At 64.0% G+C, this 25,841-nt stretch carries 25 protein-coding genes; 13 read left to right on the top strand and 12 right to left on the bottom strand.

Annotated features, from left to right (window positions below; all coding sequences use genetic code 11):
• A partial coding sequence (locus GQO94_RS04020; RefSeq protein ID WP_156839884.1) for an IS3 family transposase occupies positions 1–494 on the top strand: 494 nt, incomplete at its 5' end.
• A gap of 262 nt (positions 495–756) precedes the next feature.
• Positions 757–1,410 carry a phage protease gene (locus GQO94_RS04025; protein ID WP_156839885.1) on the top strand — a complete coding sequence of 218 codons (654 nt, stop codon included), beginning with the start codon at positions 757–759 and terminating at the stop codon, positions 1,408–1,410.
• Positions 1,411–1,504: 94 nt separating this feature from the next.
• Here the strand turns inward: GQO94_RS04025 and GQO94_RS04030 are convergent, their stop codons facing one another.
• The 5 genes from GQO94_RS04030 to GQO94_RS04050 form a co-directional block, all read right to left on the bottom strand.
• Positions 1,505–1,774, bottom strand: coding sequence for a Mor transcription activator family protein (locus GQO94_RS04030; RefSeq protein WP_156839886.1), 270 nt, complete (start codon positions 1,772–1,774; stop codon positions 1,505–1,507).
• A gap of 99 nt (positions 1,775–1,873) precedes the next feature.
• Entirely contained in the window at positions 1,874–2,398 is a 525-nt protein-coding gene (locus GQO94_RS04035) for a hypothetical protein (RefSeq protein ID WP_156839887.1), read from the bottom strand.
• Between the two features lie 177 nt (positions 2,399–2,575).
• Entirely contained in the window at positions 2,576–2,851 is a 276-nt protein-coding gene (locus GQO94_RS04040; RefSeq protein ID WP_156839888.1) for a hypothetical protein, read from the bottom strand.
• A 1-nt stretch (position 2,852) separates the two neighbouring features.
• A complete protein-coding gene (locus tag GQO94_RS04045; protein WP_156839889.1) occupies positions 2,853–3,230 on the bottom strand; it encodes a hypothetical protein in 378 nt (125 codons plus the stop codon).
• Positions 3,231–3,303: 73 nt separating this feature from the next.
• Positions 3,304–4,572 (bottom strand): ATP-binding protein, encoded by a 1,269-nt coding sequence (locus GQO94_RS04050; protein WP_156839890.1) that lies wholly within the window; start codon positions 4,570–4,572, stop codon positions 3,304–3,306.
• Positions 4,573–4,809: 237 nt separating this feature from the next.
• On the opposite strand from GQO94_RS04050, the gene GQO94_RS04055 reads away from it, so the two are divergent.
• The 4 genes from GQO94_RS04055 to clpB all read left to right on the top strand — a co-directional run bounded on the left by GQO94_RS04055 (position 4,810) and on the right by clpB (position 9,678).
• Complete coding sequence (locus GQO94_RS04055; protein WP_156839891.1) at positions 4,810–5,313, top strand: helix-turn-helix domain-containing protein; 504 nt, start codon at positions 4,810–4,812, stop codon at positions 5,311–5,313.
• A gap of 84 nt (positions 5,314–5,397) precedes the next feature.
• On the top strand, positions 5,398–6,267 hold the full coding sequence (locus GQO94_RS04060) for a DUF4747 family protein (RefSeq protein ID WP_156839892.1): 870 nt from the start codon (positions 5,398–5,400) through the stop codon (positions 6,265–6,267).
• Positions 6,254–6,763: a hypothetical protein gene (locus GQO94_RS04065; protein ID WP_156839893.1), complete on the top strand. Its 510-nt coding sequence runs from the start codon at positions 6,254–6,256 to the stop codon at positions 6,761–6,763. Before GQO94_RS04060 ends, GQO94_RS04065 begins: the two co-directional genes overlap by 14 nt.
• Positions 6,764–7,098: 335 nt before the next feature.
• Positions 7,099–9,678, top strand: coding sequence for an ATP-dependent chaperone ClpB (gene clpB / locus GQO94_RS04070; protein WP_156839894.1), 2,580 nt, complete (start codon positions 7,099–7,101; stop codon positions 9,676–9,678).
• Positions 9,679–9,925: 247 nt separating this feature from the next.
• Here clpB and GQO94_RS04075 read toward each other — a convergent pair whose 3' ends face one another.
• The 3 genes from GQO94_RS04075 to rpsU form a co-directional block, all read right to left on the bottom strand.
• The gene (locus GQO94_RS04075) at positions 9,926–13,000 is read right to left on the bottom strand and encodes a TonB-dependent receptor domain-containing protein (protein ID WP_156839895.1); all 3,075 of its coding nucleotides are present in this window, start codon (positions 12,998–13,000) and stop codon (positions 9,926–9,928) included.
• Positions 13,001–13,491: 491 nt separating this feature from the next.
• Positions 13,492–14,034 (bottom strand): FKBP-type peptidyl-prolyl cis-trans isomerase, encoded by a 543-nt coding sequence (locus tag GQO94_RS04080; protein ID WP_156839896.1) that lies wholly within the window; start codon positions 14,032–14,034, stop codon positions 13,492–13,494.
• 382 nt (positions 14,035–14,416) lie between these two features.
• A complete protein-coding gene (gene rpsU, locus GQO94_RS04085; protein ID WP_156840169.1) occupies positions 14,417–14,623 on the bottom strand; it encodes a 30S ribosomal protein S21 in 207 nt (68 codons plus the stop codon).
• Positions 14,624–14,952: 329 nt separating this feature from the next.
• On the opposite strand from rpsU, the gene crcB reads away from it, so the two are divergent.
• The 6 genes from crcB to GQO94_RS04115 are packed head-to-tail and all read left to right on the top strand — an operon-like array spanning position 14,953 to position 18,943.
• Entirely contained in the window at positions 14,953–15,360 is a 408-nt protein-coding gene (gene crcB / locus GQO94_RS04090; protein ID WP_156839897.1) for a fluoride efflux transporter CrcB, read from the top strand.
• Complete coding sequence (locus GQO94_RS04095; protein WP_156839898.1) at positions 15,357–16,613, top strand: RluA family pseudouridine synthase; 1,257 nt, start codon at positions 15,357–15,359, stop codon at positions 16,611–16,613. Before crcB ends, GQO94_RS04095 begins: the two co-directional genes overlap by 4 nt.
• 31 nt (positions 16,614–16,644) lie before the next feature.
• Complete coding sequence (locus GQO94_RS04100; protein ID WP_156839899.1) at positions 16,645–17,295, top strand: HAD-IA family hydrolase; 651 nt, start codon at positions 16,645–16,647, stop codon at positions 17,293–17,295.
• Entirely contained in the window at positions 17,292–17,498 is a 207-nt protein-coding gene (locus tag GQO94_RS04105; RefSeq protein WP_156839900.1) for a hypothetical protein, read from the top strand. Before GQO94_RS04100 ends, GQO94_RS04105 begins: the two co-directional genes overlap by 4 nt.
• Positions 17,495–18,193, top strand: a complete 699-nt coding sequence (locus tag GQO94_RS04110) for an ATP12 family chaperone protein (RefSeq protein ID WP_156839901.1) — start codon at positions 17,495–17,497, stop codon at positions 18,191–18,193. Before GQO94_RS04105 ends, GQO94_RS04110 begins: the two co-directional genes overlap by 4 nt.
• A 12-nt stretch (positions 18,194–18,205) precedes the next feature.
• Positions 18,206–18,943, top strand: coding sequence for an Nmad3 family putative nucleotide modification protein (locus tag GQO94_RS04115; RefSeq protein WP_156839902.1), 738 nt, complete (start codon positions 18,206–18,208; stop codon positions 18,941–18,943).
• 175 nt (positions 18,944–19,118) lie between these two features.
• Here the strand turns inward: GQO94_RS04115 and GQO94_RS04120 are convergent, their stop codons facing one another.
• The 4 genes from GQO94_RS04120 to GQO94_RS04135 form a co-directional block, all read right to left on the bottom strand.
• A complete protein-coding gene (locus GQO94_RS04120; protein WP_232332764.1) occupies positions 19,119–19,709 on the bottom strand; it encodes an ABC-type transport auxiliary lipoprotein family protein in 591 nt (196 codons plus the stop codon).
• 92 nt (positions 19,710–19,801) lie between these two features.
• Positions 19,802–20,740 carry an MlaD family protein gene (locus GQO94_RS04125; protein ID WP_156839903.1) on the bottom strand — a complete coding sequence of 313 codons (939 nt, stop codon included), beginning with the start codon at positions 20,738–20,740 and terminating at the stop codon, positions 19,802–19,804.
• A 9-nt stretch (positions 20,741–20,749) separates the two neighbouring features.
• Positions 20,750–21,640: an ABC transporter ATP-binding protein gene (locus tag GQO94_RS04130; protein ID WP_156839904.1), complete on the bottom strand. Its 891-nt coding sequence runs from the start codon at positions 21,638–21,640 to the stop codon at positions 20,750–20,752.
• Entirely contained in the window at positions 21,637–22,752 is a 1,116-nt protein-coding gene (locus GQO94_RS04135; protein WP_156839905.1) for an ABC transporter permease, read from the bottom strand. The genes GQO94_RS04130 and GQO94_RS04135 overlap by 4 nt, the downstream gene beginning before the upstream one ends.
• Before the next feature lie 129 nt (positions 22,753–22,881).
• Here GQO94_RS04135 and GQO94_RS04140 point away from each other — a divergent pair, with 129 nt between their 5' ends.
• On the top strand, positions 22,882–25,662 hold the full coding sequence (locus GQO94_RS04140) for a valine--tRNA ligase (protein ID WP_156840171.1): 2,781 nt from the start codon (positions 22,882–22,884) through the stop codon (positions 25,660–25,662).
• Positions 25,663–25,841: the final 179 nt, after the last annotated feature.

The raw sequence follows: 25,841 nt of genomic DNA on the forward strand, positions 1-25,841 counted from the left end.
TCCCGATGCGCCGTGGCTTCCTCTATCTGGTGGCGATCATGGACTGGGCGACCCGCAAGGTGCTCGCCTGGCGGCTGTCGAACACGATGGACGCCGGCTTCTGTGTCGCGGCGCTGGAGGAGGCGTTGGCCCGGTTCGGCAAGCCGGAAATCTTCAACACGGACCAGGGCAGCCAGTTCACCAGCTACGCCTTCACCAGCGTGCTGCGTGACGCCGAGGTCCGCATCAGCATGGATGGCCGGGGCCGGTGGATGGACAACGTCTTCATCGAACGCCTCTGGCGATCCCTGAAGTACGAGTGCGTCTATCTCCACGCCTTCGAGACCGGCTCGGAGCTGCGGGCTGGCCTTGGCCGGTGGATCACCTATTACAACACCCAGCGTCCGCACTCGGGACTGGCCGGGAGAACCCCGGTCGAGGCCTATCGGCGGATCGGGCAATCAGATCATGGGGGGCATGCCCCCCATGATCTGATGATCAAACAGGCGGCATGAACGACAACCGGGATTAGCTTAACTCAGCCGCCAAACTGTCCAAGAACGCGGGACCACCTCAGATCGCCCTCATTCAAAACCTGCTTGCCACGCTGTGCGACATAACCGTCGACCACGTCCGACAGCTCGATCTCGAAGACTTCACGATACTGTCAGAGGAAGTGGCCTTTCAGGTCGGAACGGTCGCAAGCGCTATGGGCTTTCCGCCTCGCTTCTTCTTCGAGCCGCGAGCGGTTGGCGACGCTCAAAGCGAGCGGGTCCATTGACCGGCACGCCGATCGCCGTCCTGCCACCTGCCGGCGCGATCTGGCCGGCTGTGCGCGGAGCCGGCGCCCCGCAGTGGATACACTTGCTGCCCGCCGGTACGATTCGCACGGCCGACAAGCACGGTCCCTATGTCGTGGAATCCATGCACGCGATCGCCAGCAAGCTCGCACCGGGCGATAAGTTGCCGATCGACGAATGCCATTCCACCGATCTCGCCGTGCCGAACGGCGGCAGCGCTCCCGCGCGCGGCTGGATCATTGCGCTTGAGGCGCGCGCTGATGGCCTTTGGGGCAAGGTTGACTGGACACCCAGCGGGCGCGAGTTGGTCGCCGATCGCGCCTATCGCGGCATCAGCCCTGTGATCCTGCACGACAAGAGCGGCAACGTCCTCGCCATCCTGCGCGCCAGCCTTACGAACACGCCGAACCTGCAGGGCCTCGTGACGCTTCATTCGGCAGGCGTCGAGAATGGCGACGATCTCGACGCTGGCGATCGAGAAGTCATCACCAAGCTTGGCCTGACCGAGGATGAGTATCGGCGCCAGAAGAGCGGCCCCGATCTCGAAGGCCTCGATGAAGCCGATCTCCATGTGATGCGGATGTTCGGCCTAAGCAAGGCGGACTATCTCAACGGCCGAATAAAGGAGTGACGCGCTCCCCCGTACCTACGTCCAGAACCGCTCCCGGTTATCGGCCGGGCGGCAAGATGAGCGCATCCCGGTCACAATAGCCTGCGACGAAATACTAGAGAAGGTCGAATATCGACGATTGCCGATCGTCGCGCTCTTCGCTGATGATGCGATAGACGTGGCGTTCGCTATACGCGGTTTGCAGCGCGATTTGGGCATTTGTCAGGTTGCCGCGCGAATGCAGGTCGAGCACACGTGCCCGCCGAGCTGCTTGCTTAGGAACATCGATCGAACCACCGCCAGCCCACGCCGCGAGGCGATCGGCAGCATCCCTGCCCATCACGACGCAAATTTGATGAGCGTCGCCAATCGAGCGGGGGAACATAGAGACGGGTTCCCCCAAAGTGCTCCGCAAGGCGCTGCGCGTCCATGTCGCCGATTGCTTCAGCGAGTTGACCTAAGGCGTCATCGCCTGCCCGCCTGGTCATGGCTTCCTCAGATTGGCCGGAATGTCATGCTTGCGCCGGATGACGCAGACGTGCGAGCGCGAGCAGCCGATCTCTGCGGCAATCTCGCTATCATTCCAGCCGAGTGCATTAAGGCGGCGAACTTCCGCGAGGTGACGGGCAACTCGCTGATCGCGCGCGCCATGGCCTAATCCAAGATCCCTTCGAAGGTGGACGACATAGTCGGGATGCAGACCGACCTTCGCCGCGATTTTCTTTACCTCCAAACCTTTGCGGCTCAGTCGCTCAACTTCCTTTCGCCGATGTGTCGCGCGCGCCGAGCGGCGGGCTGTGGGAACTTCGGAAAGCGCCTTAGCCTTCTCAAAGCCGATCGCTTTCGCGATAGGATGATCCGGCGTCATCTCCATCGGCCATTCGAATTCAGTGATCGGCGGCAATGCATCAGCGGCAGCCATGAGCCTCGCGCGGGCGGCCGACATTCGATCGATGAACGAGGATGCACCTGCGGACGATACGCGAGCAGGCCGAGCGCGCTTCTTCATGACAGCACTCGCGATTGATCAGCGGACCGAAGGTCGCTCGCGCAACAGGCACGAGGATCGAAATAAGAAGGGCTAAGAAGGGGGTCGGGAGCGCATTGGCCGTCATGGGGCATGCAATCACTCAGCGGCGCTCCACGGGCCTCCTGCGGCAAATTGCCGATGCGATGCCGAGCACGATCATGCATCGCATTTATCCGACGCGCAGATTGCCCAAAGTTCGCCGAGCAATTCCAAAGTCTGCTTGGCGGTTTCGTCTGCCTCCGAGAGCAGTATCCGCGACGCGCCACCGATCGCCATGATCTTGTCGTTATCAAGGTGGCATTCGAGATCGCCAGTGGCATCCTCGATCGTTTCGGCAAGGTGGCGGCAGTACGTGACGCGGTAGCTCAGCTTCGCGAGGAGTTGGCTGGCCTCGTTGTAGACATCCTCTGCCTTTCGGTTGCTTCGGCGCATCTCAGTTGCTCCCACAAAGCTCTGCTGCCGATGGAGCATCGCCCGAGGCTACGCGCATCTCTTGGATGATGATTCCGAGTAGCGAGGCGAAGTCGTCGGCATTGACGTGCCCAAGGGTTGGCATGCGAAGGTTCGATGCTTCGACGCAGAACCCACGAATGGCAGATAACGCGCCGACAGCATGGCTTAGCCGATCCGTGTCGACGATCTTACGCTCCAGTCGACCTGATGCGCCAAGTCTGGGCTTATTGCCCGCTGCCTTTGCTCCATAGCCGGGCGCGGTTTGTCCCCCCACGTGCCCGCCATTGCTCGCGAAGGCGCAGCCATTGTCGATTGGTTCGTTCTGATCGTGAGCAAGTCCGTCTGATTGAAAGGTCATCCTAAGAACTCCTTAAAGAACGTGGTTAATTCGGGAGGGGAAATGAGCCTATGAAAGGCGCGCATGGAGCCGCTCAGCCGCCCGTGATGATGTCGCGGATGAGGTCCAGCGAGATTGGAGCGTCCCCCGCCTCTCGGCGACAGACGGCGAGTTGGCGATCTGCCAGGCGCAAGTCACGCTTTGCTCGCCCATCCTTGAAATGGCCGACAAATTCTCGGAGCGCAGCGCCGTCCGTCACTCCGCGAGACTGGGCAAAGATCGTGAGGTCGGTGTCGGCCAGGTGGGTGTAAGCGAGTGGCAATTCGTAAAGCAGTCGGCTACGAACGGCGCCTGACAGAACGCTTTCGCCTGCGAGCGTTTCTGCCATCGCGAATTCGTTGTTGCCGACAAAGATCAGACCGACCGGGAAAGGCGTGGTCGTTCGATCGCGATCATTCCAGAACCGCAGCATTTCGATCGCTTCGCGCGAGAGATACTGCGCTTCGTCGAAGATGCGAGGCTTCATGTCGTCGAAGCGCTTCGCGTCGTTCTTTGCGATGTCGACGATCTGGTGATAGCGCAGCTCTTCGATCGTGCGCCGCGACAAATGGAAGGCGTTTTCCGGTAACTCGATGCCGCGCTTGGCGCATTCGGTCCGAAGGCATGTGAGCGTCTCAAGGCGGATGCGCTTCCAACCTGCGCGTTGCAAAGGTGATTGCCAGCATCCCGCCAGAATGCGCCGCAGCCATTCCGCCAGTTCGACCAATTCGCTATGGTCGCGGCCTGCCGCGCGGAAGGCCTTGTCGAACGGCCTCGATACCCAGACGCGCTGCTGACCTGCGTCAGAGGGCCGCTTCCGGCCAAATGCATTAAGGTCCCAGCCGTGGTCCTCGGCCTGCTTCACCCAGTGCTGGACCGTCCGCTTTTTGACATCGTGATGATACACTGCATCGTCGATCGCGGCGCCTCGCTCGCGTGTACCCTTCTCGGTGTGCATGATGTGCCGCAGGACTGCGAGGCGCTTGCGTTCTTCCTCGGTCTGGTTCGGCGCCGGGATGAACTTCGATGTCATCGGCCGGACTGGCACCGGCAAATAGACCGGCTCCTCGCTTGCGGTTCTGAACGCCCTCTGAAAGGCCTCTGGGAGGCTGCTCAGAAGCACTTCATACCGGAGGCCAGAGCGACCACCACCAGCTTCACCTGAAGCCTGACGAACTAGCAAGATGTGCCCGTTCCAAGGCAACCCCGCCATAGCTTTGCGAAGTGCCTTATGCCCGGCTTGGCGGCTTATCCCTGCCAAAAATGCAAATTGCGGAGCAGATAGGAAAGTTGACATTGTCGGCCTATCGCCCGGACGCCACAACAATACGGGCGATGAGGTTGCTCGCGGCAGGTCCGCGCCATTTGCCCTTGAGGGCGGCGCTCGCATTCTGGCGATGCACATTATTTCTACGGCACCATGCCGCGAGGGAGCTACCCTGACGGACAAAACCCGCACGAACTTCCGCGAGTAGTGCTGGGCTAGCCTTTAAATGAGCGATCGTTTCGTTATGCAGAGTACCGTGTGCCATGAGCACATTGATATGCGGAATCTCGTGTTATGCAAGAGGAATATACGGAATCGCGTGCAGGTGAGCGATTGCGTGCGTCAATCGAGGGACGCGGGCTATCGCTTGCCGCTTTCTCACGACAGTGCGGAGTCCCTTACCGCAGCTTGCAAGATTATGTTTCTGGGAAAAGCAGGCCTGGCTTCGAGCAGTTAATGAAATTCTCCAATGCAGGTCTCGATGTCGATTTTATACTCACCGGCAAGACAAAAGATGGTGTTATTGTATCACTTCCTGAGAGCATTTCGCTCGGTGATGGACTATCTTTTGGCAGGAGACCCTACAAGGAAACAGAACTGACCGATTTCCGTCAAAAAATTTCTCAAGGTATCCAGTTAAGAGATTGGATCGATATTTGGAATTTTGCCGAGGATTATGTTCCTGCGAACCTCGAAATCGAGGATAGACGACGTCAAGCTGCTATTGCGCTTGTTGCCACAAGCGTATCAGTCGACCTTGTTCAGCGCTTGCGTCAACTTGGTTGGCTTAGCGAATAGAACAGGGCCACCATCCATTTTAAGCAAAATTGACACTACTTCTGAAGCCCAATAGCGTGTGCGCTTGGCGTGGAGGAGGGGTGAATGGCAGAAGAATATACTCAGGCAGCACTATTGAACGTTGTTGCGACACCGCACCCGGAGGGTGTTTACGAGCGACTTCTCCGAAGCGCCGCTTACAACGTTGTTCAGTATTGGGGCTCCGAACATGCAGCAATAAGCCCGCTCCGAAAGGTGCGTAATCAAGACGGCTTTTTCGATTTCAGCTTATCGCTTTGGATCGAAATAAATCCAGACGAGCCGACTATACGAAAAGAGGATTTGGCGAAAGCCAACTTTCCGCGCGAAGGACGAGAGTTTTCCGAAGCTTACGGTATCAACGGCCGCGTCTTCACCTGCGTCCTGGACACCCAAACTCACGTTATCACGGTCGAGCTCAAAAACGAGGATGGCAAGCGCCTATCGGCAGGAAGAGCCGAACTAATTTTTCAAAACCTTTTGAGCCCTCTGGTTCTCGGTGCTGATGCCGAAGACGTCGAGGTCACGCTCATCCCGCAAGACGACGCTTTAGATTATGTTCTTGGTTTCAATAGGTTAGACCGATTGGAAATCCTTGTAAAACTCCCAAATAACGACGATATTACCACCGAGACAAACCGCGTCCTGGGGCGTCTCCGTGAGATGAATGCCAAGAGTGAAAAATCTGTCCTTTCTCGTTTGGCGGGTACCGATGGGATAGAGCCAGACGAAGAGCATCAAACTCTGGCTAGGGTTGCGGCCGCTGGCAACGGCAAAGTCGAGACTGTTGGCTTAGATGAGGATGGCGAGAAGAGCGAGCGCTCTACTAGAGAGAAACCTAAAATTGTCAGATACATCCTCCAACGAGGTCAATCCTATCTTGGGGCTATCCGCAGCGTTGCGAGGCAAGCTCGCGACGATCATGACCCCATTTGAACCCTTCAGAATATATTGGCGCATCTATGGCGGGGTGAAGGAACTCGTCAAATCTCCCTATTTATGGTTCGCGGTAGTACTGACATTAATTTGTCATCCGCTTTGGATGGATCAGGGCTTCCTGGATGACGAGCGTCCAGTTGCTGAAACGCTCCTCACTGTTGTCCCCGCGCTTATGGCGTTCACGTTAGCAGGTATGGCCATTGTCTTGGCCCTTTCTGGGAAGCAATTCGTTAGCGCAATTAGGGAAGACGGGCGTGAAAATTCGCTATTCATGCGCGTCGTCGCACTCTTCTTTCATTTCATCCTCGTGCAATCCATGGCTCTCGCTTTCGCATTCATCTCAGCAAGCTATCCGTCTCTTGACTCGCTAGCAGGACTTGCATTTTTCATGGCTTCTTATGGGGTAGCTTCAGCGGTTGCGATTGCAGCGATGCTGCTCAACGTTTCGCGTGTTTATAATGCGTCGAAGGACGATGACGATCCGCCACGATGAACGGTGTCCAGGGCGAGAATAATAGAACCCGCGATCGTCAGCTTTCGGTTTACGAGCAGGTTTACCACCCCTTTCTCTTGGGAAGCGCGAGCTACGAAACGGCGTCGATTTTGCTCTGGTAAACCTGGCCCATAGAGATTTGCCACAATCTGACTTGAAAGCCTCAGAAAACTGCCAACCTACGCGCAGACTGGTCACCCTGTTGCCGCAATCCGCGAGCGCAAAACTCTATGGGCCGCTCCACCGCTCCACCAGGCGCAAAAATACCCGGCAAGACCTCTTGTGTTGCAAAAATACAACACCATATCGCACTGGTCAGGAGGACATACCAAGCCATGAATCTCGAAAAGTTCACCGATCGCGCCAAGGGCTTCCTGCAGGCGGCGCAGACCGTTGCGATCCGCCTCAACCACCAGCGCATCCAGCCCGAGCACGTGCTCAAGGCCCTGCTCGACGACAGCGAAGGCATGGCCGCCGGGCTGATCGAGCGCGCGGGCGGCAATCCCAAGCTCGCCGTTGCCGAACTCGATGCCGCGCTGGCCAAAGTGCCGGTGGTTTCGGGCAGCGGCGCTTCGGGCGCGCCCGGGCTCGACGGCGACACCATCCGCGTGCTCGACCAGGCCGAGCAAGCCGCCGAGAAGTCGGGCGACAGTTACGTCACCGTAGAGCGGCTGCTGCTGGCGCTCGCGCTCGCCACCACCACGCCCGCGGGCAAGGCGCTCAAGGCCGGCAATCTCACCCCCCAGGCGCTGGAAGAAGCGATCACGCAGCTGCGCGGTGGCCGCAAGGCGGATTCCGCCTCGGCCGAGGAAAGCTACGACGCGATGAAGAAGTACGCGCGCGACCTCACCGAGGCGGCGAAGGCGGGCAAGCTCGATCCCGTGATCGGCCGCGACGAGGAAATCCGACGCACCGTCCAGATCCTCGCGCGCCGCACGAAGAACAACCCCGTTCTCATCGGTGACCCCGGCGTCGGCAAGACCGCGATCGCCGAAGGCCTCGCGCTGCGCATCGCCAACGGCGACGTGCCCGACAGCCTTAAGGACCGCGCGCTGATGGCGCTCGACATGGGCGCGCTGATCGCGGGTGCGAAGTATCGCGGCGAGTTCGAGGAACGGCTGAAGGCCGTGCTCGACGAAGTGAAGGGCGCCGAAGGCCACATCATCCTGTTCATCGACGAGATGCACACGCTGATCGGCGCAGGCGCGTCAGAAGGCTCGATGGATGCCGGCAACCTGTTGAAGCCCGCGCTCGCGCGCGGCGAACTTCACTGCATCGGCGCGACCACGCTCGACGAGTACCAGAAGTACGTCGAGAAGGACGCGGCCCTGCAGCGGCGGTTCCAGCCGGTGTTCGTCGACGAACCCACGGTCGAGGACACGATCTCGATCTTGCGCGGGCTTAAGGAAAAGTACGAGCTGCACCACGGCGTGCGCATCACCGATGGCGCGCTGGTGGCGGCGGCGACGCTTTCGAACCGCTACATCACCAACCGCTTCCTGCCCGACAAGGCGATCGACCTGATGGACGAAGCGGCGAGCCGTATCCGCATGGAAGTGGAATCGAAGCCCGAGGAAATCGAGGCGCTCGACCGGCGCATCGTTCAGCTCAAGATCGAGGAGCAGGCGCTGCAAAAGGAAAGCGACGCCGCTTCGCAGGATCGGCTGACGACGCTGCGCGGCGAACTCGCCAATCTGGAGCAGCAATCCGCCGAACTGACCACGCGCTGGCAAGGCGAGCGCGACAAGATCGCGGCCGAAGGCAAGCTCAAGGAGCAACTCGACCACGCCAAGCTGGAGCTGGAACAGGCCCAACGTTCGGGCGATCTCGCCAAGGCGGGTGAGCTCTCCTACGGGCGCATCCCCGCGCTCGAAAAGCAGCTGGCCGAAGCCGAAGCCCAGTCCGCCAACGCGCTGCTGCGCGAGGAAGTGACCGAGGACGACATCGCCGGCGTGGTCTCGCGCTGGACCGGCGTGCCGGTCGACAAGATGCTCGAGGGCGAGCGCGAGAAGCTCCTCAAGATGGAAGAGATCATCGGCCAGCGCGTGATCGGACAGAGCCAGGCGGTGGCGGCGGTCTCCAAGGCGGTGCGCCGCGCGCGTGCCGGTCTGCAGGACCCGAACCGGCCGCTCGGCAGCTTCCTGTTCCTCGGCCCCACCGGCGTCGGCAAGACCGAGCTGACCAAGGCGCTCGCGGGCTTCCTGTTCGACGACGACAGCGCGATGGTGCGCATCGACATGTCGGAGTTCATGGAAAAGCACGCGGTCGCCCGCCTGATCGGCGCGCCTCCGGGCTATGTCGGCTACGAGGAAGGCGGCGTGCTCACCGAAGCCGTGCGGCGCCGGCCCTATCAGGTCGTGCTGTTCGACGAGGTCGAGAAGGCGCACGCGGACGTGTTCAACGTGCTGCTGCAAGTGCTCGACGATGGCCGCCTGACCGACGGGCAAGGCCGCGTGGTGGACTTCACCAACACGCTGATCATCCTCACCAGCAACCTCGGCAGTCAGTTCCTGACGCAGATCGAGGACGGCAAGGGCGTGGAAACCGTCGAGCCGCAAGTGATGGATGTCGTGCGCGGGCACTTCCGCCCCGAATTCCTGAACCGGCTGGACGAGATCATCCTGTTCCACCGCCTGGGCCAGGATCACATGGGCCCGCTCGTGGAGATCCAAGTGGAGCGCGTGCAGAAGCTGTTGAAGGACCGCAAGATCGTGATCGACCTCACCGATGCGGCGAAGCGCTGGCTCGGTCGCGTGGGTTACGATCCGGTCTACGGCGCCCGGCCGCTGAAGCGCGCGGTGCAGAAGTACCTGCAGGACCCCCTCGCCGAGAAGCTGCTCGCGGGCGAGATCCCGGACGGCAGCACGGTGCGCATCGACGACGGCGATGGCGCGCTGGCGATGCAGGTGGAGTAATGGGCCTCCTCCTGATCGGCCCTTGAACGGAACGGGCGGCGCCTCGCATGAGGGCCGCCCGTTTTGGCGTGTGGTGGTCGCGAGCGCTGCGCCTGCCCTTCGACAAGCTCAGGGCGAGCGGGGGTGAGTTGGACATCGCACCGCCCTATCCCCCAACATGCACGCACATCCGCTCATCCTAAGCCTGTCGAAGGATCGGGCACGACACCCGCCCCTCGACAAGTCAGGATAGCAAGAAGCCTCGGCCTTAAAGGCCCAGCCCGGCCAGGTTCAGCTTCACGCCCGCGTAGAACGTGCGTCCCACCACGTCGTAGATGCCGCTGCCCGCGCCGGTGCCGGTGAGGCCCTGCGGGGGCAGGCGGTTGCCGATGTTGTCGACGCCGAGGTAGAAATCGAAGTCCTCGTTGGCCGAATAGGCGACGCGGATGTCGTGGTAGAACACGTCGGTGTAGTACCGGTCTTCCGCATAGTCGGCGTTTTCGGGCGGACGGCCCTGCTTGGAGAACAGATCCTCGTACTCGTTGATCACCGCCTTGCCGATGTAGCGCATCTGGTAGCCGATGCTGAACTTTCCGGTATCGAAGCCGAGGTTGAGGTTCACCGCGTCCTCGGGATAGTTCAGCTCGAGCAGCAGCTGGTTGGCGCGGCCCGGATCAGTGGGATCGAGGAACTCGTCGTTCTGCAGCATGTGCGTGTAGGCGACGCGCGCCGACAGGGTCCCGCCCAGCGAATCGAAGCGATGCGCGTATTGCGCGTTGGCATCGATGCCGCGCACCTTGAGCTTGGCGTAGTTGAGCAGCGAAGCGGTCAGGCTGCCCTCGATGATGCGCCCGGTGATCTCGCCTTGCGGCCCGGTGCCCGCGCCTTGCCGTTCGAACAAGTCGCAGAACTGGTTGTCGAGATCGGAAGCGTCGTAGCAGGCGTCGATGATCTGCTGCGCGCTGGGCGTGGTGATCACGTCGTCGACGGTGATGTCGAAGTAATCGACCGAGAGCGAGAGGCCCGGAACGAACCGCGGCTGCAACAGCGCGCCCGCGGTGAACGAATCCGAGGTCTCCTCGCGCAGTTCGGGGTTGCCGCCCGACTGATACTGCAGCGAGGCGGTGTAGATGTAGTTGTAGCCTTCCGGCACGCCGTCCGCGCGGCAATTGGCGACGCGGTTCGCCGAACCTTCCGCCAGGAAGATCTCCGAGCACGGATCATTGAAGTTGCTCTCGAAGTTGGCACCCAGCGGCGTGTAGAGATCCGCGAGGTTCGGGGCCCGCACCGCACGCGAATAGTTGGCGCGCAGCGTCAGGTCCGGGATCGGCGCGTACATGCCGCTCGCGTTCCAGGCGGTGACGGTGCCGGTCGAACCCTTGTAGTCGGCGACGCGGCCCGCAAGGTTGACCGTCAGCTCGTGCGCCAGCGGCACATCGGCGAGGATCGGTAGACGGACTTCGCCGAACAGCTCCTTCACTTCGAACGACGGCGGATCGAAGGTCGGGATGGCGTTGTAGAACGTCTGCCCCGCCTGGACGAGCGCGTCCTGCTCGTAGCGCGCGGTCTCGCGCCGGTACTCGATGCCGACAACGAGGCCGATGGGTCCGCCCGGCAGTTCGAAGAAGCCGGAGGTGTCACCCGATAGGAAGGCGTTGCCGACGAGCTGGGTGATCTTGCCGCGCGAGATCGTGTCCTGCACGACGTAGTTGCGCGCCGCCTCGCTGAGCGTGCCGACACCGAAGTAGTTACCCGGGACGCAAGCCGCGACGTCGGCGGCGAGCGCTGCAGCGGCGAAGTCCGGATCGGCGGCGAAGGGGTTGGGGAACGCCGCCGAGGGATCGATCTGCGAACGGCACACGATGTTGCCGGTGGCGGGATCGGTCACCGCGTCAGCCGAGAGCAGGTAGCGCTGGTAATTGACGTTACCGAGAACGCGCGTCGCTTCCTTGAACTCGCCGTAATTGACCGAGGCCTCGTAGGACCAGGCGCTGGACAGATCGCCCCGCGCGCCGGCGACGATGCGATAGGTCTCGCGCTTGGCATCCTCCTGACGATTGCCGAGATCGGTGACCGAGCGGTACATCTCGAACGGGAAATCGACCGAGGGGTCGCTCACACCGTTGAGCTGGCGGATCAGCGCCTCCGCCTGCGGATTCAGATACGGATTGTCTGTGGTGAACGTCTCGATGCCGTAGGCCGGCACGAAGAACGGCCCCGAATTGTTGCTGAGCGAATCGGTGCGGACGTACTTCGCTTCGACGAAAGGCACGAACGCGGGCGAAACCTCGAAGTGGCCGACGAGGTTGGCGCTGAAGCGATCCAGCTTCGGGCGCAGGCCCGATTGCTTGCCGCTGCGGAAGTTGTCGCCGTTGCCGCCAACGAACAGCGGAACGGGGAAGCTCAGATCATCGATCCGCTCGCCCGTCTGCTGGACGAGCGAGCCGTCGGGTTGGAAGAGGTAAGGCACGATCCCGAGATCCGGATCGAACCCGAACACAGTCCCGCCATCCGAATAGTAGCCATAACGCAAGTCGTTGCGGAACACCCGGTCGGGGATCCCGTCGCTGCCGTTGGGGGTGCCGACGGGATCGCTGTCGAGCTGAACATAAGCGCCAACTTCCCGCGAGAACTTGCGCGACGGCGCGTAGAAATCATCCGAATGCGCGTATTCGACATTCACCGCGACGTTGCCGCGGCCGTCCGCGAAGTTCGTTCCGGCCAGGCCGCTGACATAGTAGCTATTGGCATCGCCGTACTTGCTGATGCCGTTCTGCGCGCGGACCTGGACGCCTTCGTAATCGTCCTTGAGCACAAAGTTGACGACGCCCGCGATCGCGTCCGAACCGTAGACGGCCGAGCTGCCGCCGGTGACGACGTCGACTCGTTCGATGAGATCGGTCGGGATGGTGTTGACGTCGACCGAGCTCGAGTTGAGCAGGACGTCGGAGCCCACATGGCGCCGGCCGTTGACCAGCACCAGCGTGCGCACCGTGCCGAGGCCGCGCAGATCGAGCAGGTTGAGGCCGCCGGTGCCGAGGTTGCGCGTGGAATTCTGCTGCGAATAGGTCGAACGCAGCGAAGGCAGCTCGTTGAGCACGTCGCCGACCGAGATCTGGCCGGTCTGGAAGAACTCCTCGCCCGAAACGCTGGTCACGGGGACCGGCGAATCGACGTTGGGAACGCGCAGACGCGTGCCGGTGACGATAATCGCCTCGCTCGCCCCTGTATCGACCGAATCGTCGGAAATGGTTTGCGCAAAGGCGCCGGAGGGCATCAGCAACGCAGCCAATGCGACACTGCTCGAACCGCGCAGAGCGGCTCCAACCCACGAATTTTTCATGTCTGTTCCCTGTTTAAAATAGTGACAGTTCGAACGACCCACCCAAGGGTCCGCTCGATTTTTTCTGCCCCACGAGAACGTGCCAGGTTCCCCACCTTAAGATCAGGTGAACGCCACAGTTGCGCCCGGGATGGTTATCAAATCAATAACGAACAGCTACGGCCAACACACTTTCCAAGAAGTGTGGCGCGGCGGTCACAAAGCTGCGGCGAGGTCCCGTTTCGGGGTGCGCGCGCGTGGCTTGAATCACCCTGCTACCGCGCCGGTCGCTACCACGCGGTCGCTTTGACGATCGTTCGGACGCAAGCTGTCGCTGCCAGTCGCTCCGCCACCATCGGCGTCACCCCGGACTTGATCCGGGGTCCCGCTGGCAGTGCGCGAGGAGAGCTGGACCCCGGATCAAGTCCGGGGTGACGAGAGTAAAATTCGACCACGCAGGCGGTAGTCCGGCGTGGATCCGGGAGTGCCGGGTATCGTCCGGCCCGCGCCTTTTACGGCTGCGGCACGCCGCCCGGGGCCGCGCCGGGGGCGCCGCCGGGCATGCCGCCGCCGCCCATCTGCATCTGCTGCAGCTGCTGCATGATGCGCTGCTGCTGCTCGATCTCGGCGCGGCTCTTGAAGTCGAGCAGTTCGATCTCGAACGTCAGGTCGGTGTTGGCGGGGATCTCGCCCATCTGCTTGTCGCCATAGGCGAGCTCGGACGGGATCACGACCTTGTACTTGCCGCCGCGCTGCATCTGCTCGACCGCCTTGGTGAAGCCCGGCACGACTTCGGACAGCGGGAACACGGCGCGCTCGCCCTGATCGAACACGGTCCCGTCAGGCAGCGTGCCCTTGTAGTTGAGCAGCGCGACATCGTCCGCGGTCGGCGATTCGCCGGTTCCCGCAGTCAGCACTTGCACGTCGACCGAAGGCGGCAACGCGGCATAGGCGATCCCGCCCGCCGCCAGCGCGACGACGGCCACCGCGACCCACAACTTGGTGAGCGAGCCCTTGGCGATCGGCTGAAGGGGAACGCGGGTGATCTCGGTCATCGTCGGCAAGTCCTGTCAAAACGCGAAAGGGCGCGGGTTACGCCCGCGCTCTCTTGGCCGATTGCTCGGCGGGCATCAAGGTTCTTGGAAGAGTGGGGTGGGTTTGTTGAACGCTGGTTGGAGTCTTTAAGTTTGGTGCGCTCGTTACATCCGTGACGCGCTTGCGGCACCAGCCCACGCCCCCACCCGACCTCCCATCAGGATACACTCGTGGGAGGTCGGGTGGGGGCGTGGGCTGGTGCCGCCAAGGTTCGCCCGGATGGGCGGACCGCACAAAACAAACTCGGGCTGGTGCCGCCAAGGTCCGGACGGATGTCCGGACCATATCTCACTAAAGAGTCTCAAACGGGCCCAGCCAAACCGGCGCGCCCGTCAGCGATCCTTACCGCGAACCGTCGCGTTCGAGGCGCTTGCGCTCGAGCTTGCGGGCGCGGCGCACGGCGGCGGCCTTTTCGCGAGCGCGCTTCTCGGAGGGCTTCTCGTAGTGGCGACGCAGCTTCATTTCGCGATAAACGCCTTCACGCTGCAGCTTCTTCTTGAGCGCGCGGAGGGCCTGATCGACATTGTTATCGCGAACCATGATCTGCATAAAACGAAACACCTCGTAAAACGTGTGCGGCAGAGCCCCGCATGCCGGCGGGGTTAACCTTCGATAGAAAACAAAAGCGCGCCGAATCCGAACCGGATCGGCCACATCGGGCGGCCCGGTACCAGTATGATCGCGCGAAGACAAGCGCGAATAGGCGATACGCAGCGCGCAGCCGTGACCACCTACATAGGCGTTTGCGCGGTTTTTGCAACGTCGAACCCCAGGATCGAACCGCGCCGGCCACATTGCCGACACCCGCAAAACCCCCGCCCTGCCCCCTGGCCGCCGCGCGTTTGGAAAACGCCGCGTTCACCGCTATGGGCCGGATCATGCCGCAGCCCTCCTTTCTTGCCGCCTCGCTGTTCGTCGCCGTCGGCGGCGGGATCGGCGCGTGGCTGCGCTTCATGGTCGGGCGCTTGTGGGTCACGGCGCTGGGCCCGCTTCGCGCCGGCGCCTTTCCCTACGGCACGCTGACCGTGAACGTGCTCGGCAGCGTCGCGATGGGGCTGCTGGTGGGCTGGCTCGCGCGGTTCGGCAGCCACGGCGAAGGCACGCGGCAGTTGCTGGCGATCGGCTTGCTGGGCGGTTTCACCACATTCTCCTCGTTCAGTCTCGACGTCGTCGGCCTGATCGAGCGCGGCGCCGCGGGCACGGCCGCCTTCTACGTCGCGGTATCGCTGGTCGCCGGGTTCGCCGGCCTCTGGCTCGGCCTAGTCACCATGAGGATCGGCGCATGAACTTACCCCGCCATGGCGACGACACGCAGGTCCGCCAATTCACCATCGATGCCGACGACGACGGCGTGCGGCTCGACCGCTGGTTCAAGCGGCACTTGCCGCAAGTCGGCTTCGCGATCGTCTCGCGCTGGGCGCGCACCGGCCAGATCCGGGTCGACGGCAAGCGCGCCGACGTCGCCGATCGGCTGGCCGCCGGGCAAGTCCTGCGCGTGCCGCCGGGCGGCGAGGCGAAGCCGGGCGGCAAGGGCCCGCGTCCGCGCCGTGAACTGACCGAAGAGGAACTCGCGCTCGCCGACGAGATCGTGCTGACGCAGGATCGCGCGGCGATCGTGATCAACAAGCCGCCGGGACTCGCGACGCAAGGCGGCAGCGGCACCACACGCCACGTCGATGGCCTGCTCGACGCCTACAACCTGGACGGCCCCCGCCCCCGCCTCGTCCACCGGCTCGACAAGGATACCTCGGGCGTACTGCTGGTTGCCCGCACGCCGGGGAGCGCCGCGTACTTTTCCAAGCGCTTCTCGGGCCGCTCGGCGCGCAAGATCTACTGGGCGCTGGTGGTCGGCGTGCCCGACGTGGCCGACGGCCTGATCGAACTGCCGCTCGCCAAGCAGCCCGGCACCGGCGGCGAAAAGATGTACGTCGACGAGAAAGGCGGCCAGACCGCGCGGACGCGCTATCGCATCGTCGACCGCGCCGGCAACAGCGCCGCCTGGGTCGAGCTGCACCCGCTCACCGGCCGCACGCACCAGCTGCGGGTGCACATGGCAGCCATCGGCCACCCGATCGTGGGCGACGGCAAGTACGGCGGGCAAGCCGCGTTCCTCACCGGCTCGATCAGCCGCAAGATGCACCTCCATGCGCGCCGTCTGGTGATCGAACACCCCGACGGCGCGCCGCTCGACGTGACCGCGCCACTCCCCGAACATTTCGCCGCGAGCATGCAGCAGCTCGGTTTCGATGAGGCCGATGGCGAGATCGTGGTCGAGATGGACGCGCCCGAACCTTCGCGCGAGGAAAAGAAGCGCGCCGCCAAAGCCTATTCGAAGGATCTGCGCAAGGAACGCCGCGGCGAACGTCGCACGCGCCGCCCGAGCGAGCAGAAGCGCGCGGCAGGGCCTCCCGGCAAGAAGGGTCCGAAAAGCGCGCCCCCCGGCGCTCCGAAGCGCGGCCCCGGCGCGCAGAAGCGTCCGGCCGCCCCTGGCACCCGTACGGGCGGCAAGCCCACGGGGCCGAAGCGGGGCAAGCGCTGATGCAGCCTGGTCCGATGCGAGCCATCGCCGGATGAAGCTTGCCGTGTTCGATTGCGACGGCACCCTGATCGATGGCCAGGCCTCGATCTGCGACGCCATGGAGCTGGCCTTCGCCGGCGCAGGACTCGCGGCGCCGGCGCGCAACGACGTGCGGCGCGCGGTCGGGCTCTCGCTGCCGCAAGCGATCGCGCGGCTCGCGCCCGAGATCGACGAGGCGACGCGCGTGGCGCTAGTGGCAAGCTACAAGGATGCGTTTCGCGCGGCGCGCAGCGGCGGCACCTTGTCGCAGACGATGTTCCCCGGTTTGCGCGACGTTCTCGAGCAATTGAGCGCGGGCGGCTGGACGCTGGCGGTGGCCACCGGCATGTCCGACCGGGGCCTCGCGCATTGCCTTGCCGCCAATGACATCGCGCACCACTTCGTCACGCTGCAGACCGCCGATCGCCACCCGTCGAAACCGAATCCGGAGATGCTGGAAACCGCGCTGTTCGAAGCCGGGGCGCAGCCGCGGGAGGCGGTGATGATCGGCGACACCGCCTACGACATGATTATGGCCCGTGATGCCGGCGTGCGCGCGATCGGGGTCGACTGGGGCTATCACGAACCGGCCGAATTGACCGCCGCCGGGGCCGAATTCATCGCTGCCACCCCTGCGGCGCTGAGCGAGTATCTGTTGAAATGAGCGCGGATCCTGCCCGCAACCGCTTCTTCATCATCCAAGCCGTGCGCTTTGCCGGCGTCGCGCAAGTGATCCTCGGCATGGTGATCGCCGCCGGCCGCTTGGGCCTACCCGAATGGGTCGGCTGGGTGCTGATCGCGAACGGCGCGCTCGATGCCTTCGTCATCCCGCAAGTTCTCGCGCGGCGCTGGCGGACTCCGAAATGAAGCGATTCTGGAAAACCGCCGAAGCCGCGCGCGAAGGCGATCACTGGCGCGTCCTGCTCGACGGGCGCGGGGTAAAGACGGTCGGCGGCAGCCCGCAAGGACTGCCCAGCCACGCGCTGGCCGAAGCCATGGCGGCCGAATGGGCGGGGCAAGGCGAGACGGTCGACGCCAGCGCCTTCGTGCTGCGCGATCTTGCCGATTTCGCGCTGGACGTCGTCGCGCCCGATCCCGCCAATGCCGCGCGCGAACTGCTGCCTTACGCCGAAACCGACACGCTGAGCTATCGCGGCGAACCCGACGAGCCGCTGTTCGCGCGTCAGGAAGCGGTGTGGGAGCCGCTGCTGGCAGGCGCCGAAGCGCGTTGGGGCGTACGCTTCCCGCGCGTCTCGGGCATCATCGCAAGCCCCCTGCCCGCCGAGACCCGCGCGAAGATGGCGGCGATCCTCGAAGCGCACGATCCCTTCACCATCGCCGCGCTGACGATGCTGGCGAGCCTTGCCGCCTCGCTGGTAATCGCGCTCGAAGCGATCGAGCCGGAGGCGGACATCGATGCCTTGTGGGATGCGGCCAATCTCGAGGAGGACTGGCAGGCCGAACTGTGGGGGCTCGATGCCGAAGCCGAGGCGCGGCGCACGACTCGCCTCGAGGCGTTCCGGCTCGCCGCACGCTTCGCCGCGCTCGCCCGGAGCCGCTGAGGCCCGGATCGCTTGAAGATCGTCTTCAGCCGCAAGGGTTTCGACAGCACCGCAGGCGGGGTCCCCTCGCCGATCGTCGACGGTGTGCCGGTTTCGCTGCCGATACCGGCGGCAGACCGGTCCTCGACCAGCTATGCGCAGCGCGGCCACGGCGATCTGGTGGAAGCGGTCACGCGCGGCCGGATCGCGCGCGACGCCTTGTGCCACGACGATCCGATGTTCGCCGATGGCCATGTCTGGTTCGGACAATGCGCCGCCGCCGAGGGCCACTTGCGCAAACACGCAGTCGGACCGGGCGACGTGTTCCTGTTCTTCGGGCTGTTCGCCGAACCCGAGACCGGCGAGCGCCATCATCGCCTGTTCGGCTGGCAACAAATCGCCTGCCATGGCGAGCCCAGCGGACTTCGCGATCATCCGCAGTGGCGAGACCCGCCGCGCCCGCATCCGCACCTTTCGGGCGACTGGCCGAGCAACAACGCGATTTATTTCGGACCCGGCGACCTCGCGCGCACGGCCGCGCCGCAGCTGCGCCTCACGCGGCCCGGTGGCCCGCTCAACACTTGGCGCGTGCCCGGCTGGCTGCGCCGGCTGGGCCTGACGTACCACGCCAATCCCAAGCGCTGGCTTCCGGGCGACGCGCTCGACAGCGCCAAACGCGGGCAGGAGTTCATCTGCGATATCGGCGAGGAGCCCGAACCTCGGCGCTGGCTCGATGCAGTGAGGCAGGCCATGGCGAACGAAGCGCGCTGAAAGGGGGCGGAGAGGACTCTTGAAGGCCCAACCCCAACTCTTCCGTCATGCTGAACTTGTTTCAGCATCCATGGTGCCACCCGGTCAGACCTGAGCAGAGCGGCGGAATGGATGCTGAAACGAGTTCAGCATGACGGGAAATATAGAAGCCCCGAACCCAGCGCGGCTGCTCGGCCTAGCCCCCGACCCAGTCCGCCACTTGCCCGGCGACATCGTTCGCGGCGCTGTTGAGTGCGGAGGCGACCGGGGCCGCTTCGGCAACGACGCCGGGAATGCGGCTTTCGAGCCGACGCGTGGTGACGGTGCCGTCGACCCCGGTCCGCATCGCCTCGAAGCGCACGATCACGGCCTGCTGGGGCGCATCGTAGCCCATCTGCAGCAGACGGCCGCCGATCATGGTCTGGCCCGCGACTTCGAAATCGCCGCCTTCCACCACGATCCTTCCGGTCTTGGCGCGCAAGGTTTCGGCGAGCAGCGCGCGGAATTGCCGGGCGGGCTTTTCCACCCAGGCAACGTCTTTTAGGTACGCGATCGTCGCGGCATCGACGCGGACCGGCACGCGCAGCATGTCGAGCGAGCGGTCGGTATCCGGGTTCAGCACCACGATCGCATCGGACATCTTGCCGTTGCTCACCGCGCCGGTATCCGCGGCGGTGCGCGGCGTCAGCGAAATCAGCTGGTCGGGCGTCTTGCCGCCGAGCCCGAGACAGCCCGACAGCGCCACGGTGCCCGCCAGCACTCCTGCCATTGCGAGAACTCTCGCCACTGGCCACCTCTCGAAGCTTGGTGTCGCGCGCTTCATCGACTGTTCTTTCCTTGCTGGCTGCCCGTGCATCCGCGGCGTCTGCGTTTCGTGCGTCATGGCTCGTAATCCGGCAGCTTCTGACCCTTGAGCAGCGCTCCCGCGCCCTGCTCGTCGATCTTCTCGGTGACGTTGCGCAGCGCGCGGCTAGTGGAGCGCAAGTCGCGGATCGCGGCTTCGGCGGCGGGCAACGTCGATTCCGAAACCTGGCGCAGCGCGGGCTGCGCGGTGTCCATCGTCTGGTTGAGCTTGTCCATCGCCTTCTGTGCCGATGCCAGCGTCTGGCGCAGCTGAATGGCGAGGCTCGATCCCTCGTCGCCCAGCAGCGCGTCGGCCTTGCCGGCCACGCCTTCGAACGCCGCCATCGTGCGCGTCGCTTGCGAGAGCGCACTTTGCAGCTCGGTCATCGTCGCCTTGAACTGCGGTGTCGTCTCCGCGAGATCGGCCGTCATCCGGTTGGTGTTGGCCAAAATGCCGGACAGCGATTGGCGGTTCTCTTCATTCAGCAGCAGATTGAGGTTCTCGGTCAGCGTCGCCAGCCGTTCGAGCAGCAGCGGCGCGTTGGCCAGCAATTCGCCCAGGCCGCCGGGCTTGGTCGGGATCACCGGCACGCCTTCCGGCCCCGGCTCGGTGATGCGCGGCGCGCCCTTCTGGGCGCCTTCCAGCTGAATGTCGGAAACGCCGGTGAAGCTGCCCTGGATCGTCGCGGTGGTGCCCACGGTGATCGGCACCTTTTCATCCACCTTCACGCGAACGCGGATGAAGCTGGGATCCTTGGGCCACAGCTCGATCTGGCTCACCTGGCCCACCGGCACGCCCGCGTAAGCGACTTCGGAGCCCTTCGCGAGCCCGTCGACCGATTGCTTGAAGAAGATGTCGTAATCGTTGCGCGCACCTTCGTTCAGGCGCGCGATCCAGATTATGAATGCCGCGACCATGGCCAGCAGGAGGATGGTAACCGCCCCGACCCAGACGTGATTTGCTCTGGTTTCCATTCGTTCGCCTTATGGCTCCCTGTCCGCGGGCTTGTCCAATGCTGCATGATCGGGACCCGATGCGTCCACGGCCGCCTGCGCTGCCGCCGCCTCTTCTGCAGCCTCGTCCTCCCCGCGTTCATGCGTGGTAAGGGCGGCGCGGCCGCGCGGCCCGTTGAAGTATTCCTGGATCCAGGGGTGATCGAGCGCCAGCAGTTCGGCAATCGACCCCACCGCAATCACCTTCTTGTCCGCGATCACGGCCACCCGATCACAGATCTCGTACAGTGTATCGAGATCGTGGGTGATCAGAAACACTGTAAGTCCCAAGGTTTCCTGCAGTTCCTTGGTCAAGCTGTCGAACGCGGCGGCGCCGATCGGATCGAGGCCCGCGGTCGGCTCGTCGAGGAACAGCAATTCCGGATCGAGCGCAAGCGCGCGCGCCAGGCCGGCGCGCTTGCGCATACCGCCGGAAAGCTCGGAGGGATACTTCAACGCCGCGTCGTCCGGCAGGCCCGAAAGCCGCACCTTGAACTGCGCGATTTCGCGCCGCAGATCGTCGCCCAGCTCGGGGTAGAACTGCTTGAGCGGCACTTCGACGTTCTCGCCCACGGTCAGCGTGGAGAACAGCGCGCCGCCCTGGAACAGCACGCCCCAGCGCGATCGGATGTCGATCTCGCCCTCTTCCTGCGATTCGTCCATCGGATGGCCGAGCACGCGGATCTCACCCGAAACCGGCTGCTGCAACCCGATGATCGAGCGCATCAGCACCGACTTGCCGGTGCCGGACCCGCCGACCACGCCGATGATCTCGCCACGCTTCACTTCGAGGTCGAGGTTGTCGTGCACGGTGAACCCGTTGAAGGCGTTGGTGAGGCCCTTGACCACGATCGGGCAATCGGTTTTCGGATCGACGCTCATGCCCAGCCGATCTCGGTGAAGAAAATCGCGAAGAAGGCGTCGATCACGATGACGGTGAAGATCGCGGTGACCACCGATTGCGTGGTCCTGAGCCCCACTTCCTCGGCGTTTCCTTTGACCTGCATGCCATGGTAGCAGCCCGCCAGCGCGATCACGAGCGCGAAAACCGGCGCCTTGATCAGGCCGACCCAGACGTCGGTGATCGGCACCACTTCCTGAATGCGCTGGAGGAACGTGAGGAACGGGATGTCGAGCGCGAAGTTCGAGATGAAGGCACCGCCGACGATCGCGAGCACCGCCGAGTAGAAGCCCAGCAGCGGCATCATCACCATCGAGGCCAGCACGCGCGGCACCACCAGCGTTTCCATCGGCGCGACGCCGATCGTGCGCATCGCGTCGACTTCCTCGGTCAACTGCATCGTGCCGATCTGCGCGGCGAAAGCCGAGCCAGAGCGACCCGCGACCATGATCGCGGTCATCAAAATGCCGAGTTCGCGCATCGAGAGGCGGCCGGTCAGGTTGATCGTGTAGATTTCGGCCCCGAACTGCGCCAGCTGCACCGCGCCCTGCTGGGCGATGACGATGCCGATGAGGAAACTCATCAACCCGACGATCCACAGCGAGTTGATGCCGATGTACTGCATGTGATGCACCATCGCCGTCCAGCGCATCCGCGAGGGGTGACGGATGACGCTTCCCAAGGCGGCCATGAGCGCGCCGAGGAACGTGACAATGTCGACCAGGCCATGCCCCCAGGCGACGATGCGATCGCCCACGTCGCTGATCGAGCGGACCACGACGTTGGGCTCTGCCTCTGTCTCGGTCTCTTCCTCGTCGACCTGGCTGACCGCCTTCAGCAGGCGCGTCGCGTTTTCGTCGGCGCCGACGATCTCGGCATCGTGGCGCGCGGCGAAGCGGGTGGTGACCCAGGCGCCGGTGGTGTCGATTTCGGTGATCTCGGAAAGGTCGATCTTGGCCAGCGGCTGGTCGATCGTCTCCAGATCGCGCTCGAGCTTGCCGATCGCATAGACGCGCAACGGGCCGCGTAAGGCCAACGTCGCGGCGCCGCCCTGGTCTCCTTCAGACAGCGTATACTCGGCCAACTCGCGCATCTAACCCTCGTCATGGTCGAAAACGGCTGCTGCGGCAAGGGGTTCCCCAATGTCGACAAGTCGATGTCGTTCAGTTGCGCGGCCGGTGTGCCTTGCGTGCACCCGCGCGCGCTGGCAAAGCGCCGCGCCATGACCGAGAACGCCACGCCGCCCTCCGCGCAGTCGCCCGAGCCGTCGCTGCCCAAGACCTTCGATCCCGCCGCGATCGAGGCGCACTGGTACGCGCATTGGGAAGACAACGGCCTGTTCCGCCCCGAACGCCCCGATGCCGCGCCCTTCACCATCGTCAATCCGCCGCCCAACGTCACCGGCTCGCTGCACATCGGCCACGCGCTCGACAACACCCTGCAGGACATCGTCATCCGCTACGAGCGGCTGCGCGGTAAGGATGCGCTGTGGGTGGTGGGCACCGACCACGCGGGGATCGCCACACAGATGGTGGTCGAGCGGCAGATGAACGAACGCGGCGAGAAGCGCACCGACATGGGCCGGGACGCCTTCATCGCCAAAGTCTGGGAGTGGAAGGAAGAATCGGGCGGCACCATCACCCGCCAGCTCCGCCGCCTGGGCTGTTCGATGGACTGGAGCCGCGAGCAGTTCACCATGGACCCGCATTTCACCAAGGCCGTGGTGAAGGTGTTCGTCGATCTCTACAACCAGGGCCTGATCTACCGCGACAAGCGGCTGGTGAACTGGGATCCCAAGCTGGGTACCGCGATTTCCGACCTCGAAGTCGAGACTCGCGAGGTGAGCGGCCACTTCTGGCACTTCCGGTACCCGCTGTCGGACGGCTCAGGCCACATCTCAGTCGCCACCACGCGGCCCGAAACGATGCTGGCCGACATGGCCGTCGCGGTGCATCCCACCGATGAGCGCTATGCCGCTCTCGTGGCGCGCGGCGCCAAGGTGACGCTGCCGATCACGGGGCGCGAGATCCCGATCGTCGCTGACGAGCACGCCGATCCCGAGCTGGGCTCGGGCGCGGTGAAGATCACGCCGGGGCATGATTTCAACGACTTCGAAGTGGGCAAGCGCGCCGGGATCGCGGCGGGCGACATGCTCAACATGCTCGATGCAGAGGCGAAGGTCTGGCAGACGGCGGACGGCCTGATCCCGGCGGACCTCGTCGGGCTCGACCGCTTCGAGGCGCGCAAGCGTGTGGTCGAGCTGATGGATACCGACGGCCTTCTCGAACGCGTCGAAGAACGCGTGATCCAGACGCCCTACGGCGACCGCGGCGGCGTGGTGATCGAGCCCTGGCTGACTGACCAGTGGTATGTCGATGCCCATACCCTCGCCCAGCCGCCGCTCGAGGCGGTGCGTTCCGGCGCGATCGAGATCGTGCCCAAGACCTGGGAAAAGACCTTCTTCAACTGGATGGAGAACATCCAGCCCTGGTGCGTCTCGCGCCAGCTCTGGTGGGGACACCGGATTCCGGCGTGGTATGCGGATGATGGTTCTGTCTTCGTCGCAGAAACCGAGGAAGAGGCGCTGGCGCTGGCAGACGGCAAAGCGCTCTCTCGCGACGAAGACGTGCTCGACACGTGGTTCTCCTCGGCGCTGTGGCCGTTTGCCACGCTCGGCTGGCCGGACGGAGAAGAACCCACCCCCAACCCCTCCCGCATGCGGGAGGGGAGCGAGACTTGCCGAGCCGAAGGCGAGGCTAGTCGCAGCGGGGTGGGCACCTCCCTGCTCGCCAAGCACTACCCCAACGACCTGCTGATTTCGGGTTTCGACATCCTGTTCTTCTGGGATGCGCGGATGGCGATGCAGGGGATCCACTTCATGAAGGAAGTGCCGTGGAAGCGGCTCTACCTGCATGGGCTGGTGCGCGCGGCCGACGGGCAGAAGATGTCGAAGTCCAAGGGCAACGTGGTCGATCCGCTGGGCCTCATCGACCAGTACGGCGCCGACGCGCTGCGCTTCTTCATGGCGGCGATGGAAAGCCAGGGCCGTGATGTGAAGATGGATGAGAAGCGGGTCGAGGGGTACCGCAACTTCGCGACCAAGCTGTGGAACGCGGCACGGTTCTGCCAGGCCAACGGCATCGCCGCGAGCACTTCGATCGCGGCGCCGGCGGCGACCAGCGCGGTCAATCGCTGGATCATCGGCGAAGTGGTCGCGACGCTCGCCGAGCTCGACAAGGCAATGGCCGAGCTGCGCTTCGACGCCGCCGCGAACGCGATCTACCACTTCGTCTGGGACCAGTTCTGCGACTGGTACATCGAGCTGATCAAGCCTGTCCTGAGCAATGCCGAAGGGGGACAGTTCGACGAGGAGACCAAAGCCGTCGCCGGCTGGGTGCTCGACCAGATCCTGGTCATGCTCCACCCGTTCATGCCGTTCGTCACCGAGGAACTGTGGAGCAAGATGGGCGACCGGCCCGGCTACCCGCTGATCACCGCGCAATGGCCCGCGCCGGAAGCTACGGTGGATGCGGAGGCGAAGGCCGAAGTCGAATGGCTGATCGCGCTCGTCGGCAATCTGCGCGGCGCGAAAGCCGAACTCGGAATCGCGCCGGGTGCGCGGCTGACGGCCTACGTTGCAGACCCGTCCGATACGACGCGTGCGATCGTCGGCCGCAATGGCGGCGCGATCGATCGGCTGGCCCGGCTCGATGCGATCCACTTCGAACCGGCCCCGGCTGGCGCGGCGATGCAAGTCGGCGCGGGCGATGCGACGCTGGCGATCCCGCTCGAAGGCGTGATCGACATCGCGGCCGAAAAGGCCCGGCTGGAGAAGGCGCGCGCGGCGTCGCTCAAGGAAGCGACGGCGCTCGAGGGGCGGCTGCAGAACCCCAAGTTCGTCGAGAAGGCCAAGCCCGAGGCGGTCGAGAAGGCGCGCGCCGATCACGCGCACCACGCCGCCGAGGCCGAGCGGCTGGCGGCGGCGCTGGCGCGGCTGGGGTGACATCCCGGGGGTCGGGTGCTGGCTTTAAGGCCCACCCCCAGCCCCTCCCGCAAGCGGGAGGGGAGCGAGAGAGTACCGCCCACCCGCTTGCGGGAGGGCCGCGAGACTTGCGGGCTTGCCCGCTAGTCGCAGCGGGGTGGGCACAGCGCGCGCGCCGAAATCGCTTTCCTACAAACCTC

Source organism: Novosphingobium aquimarinum, from assembly GCF_009746585.1.
GTDB classification, from domain to species: Bacteria; Pseudomonadota; Alphaproteobacteria; order Sphingomonadales; family Sphingomonadaceae; genus Novosphingobium; species Novosphingobium aquimarinum.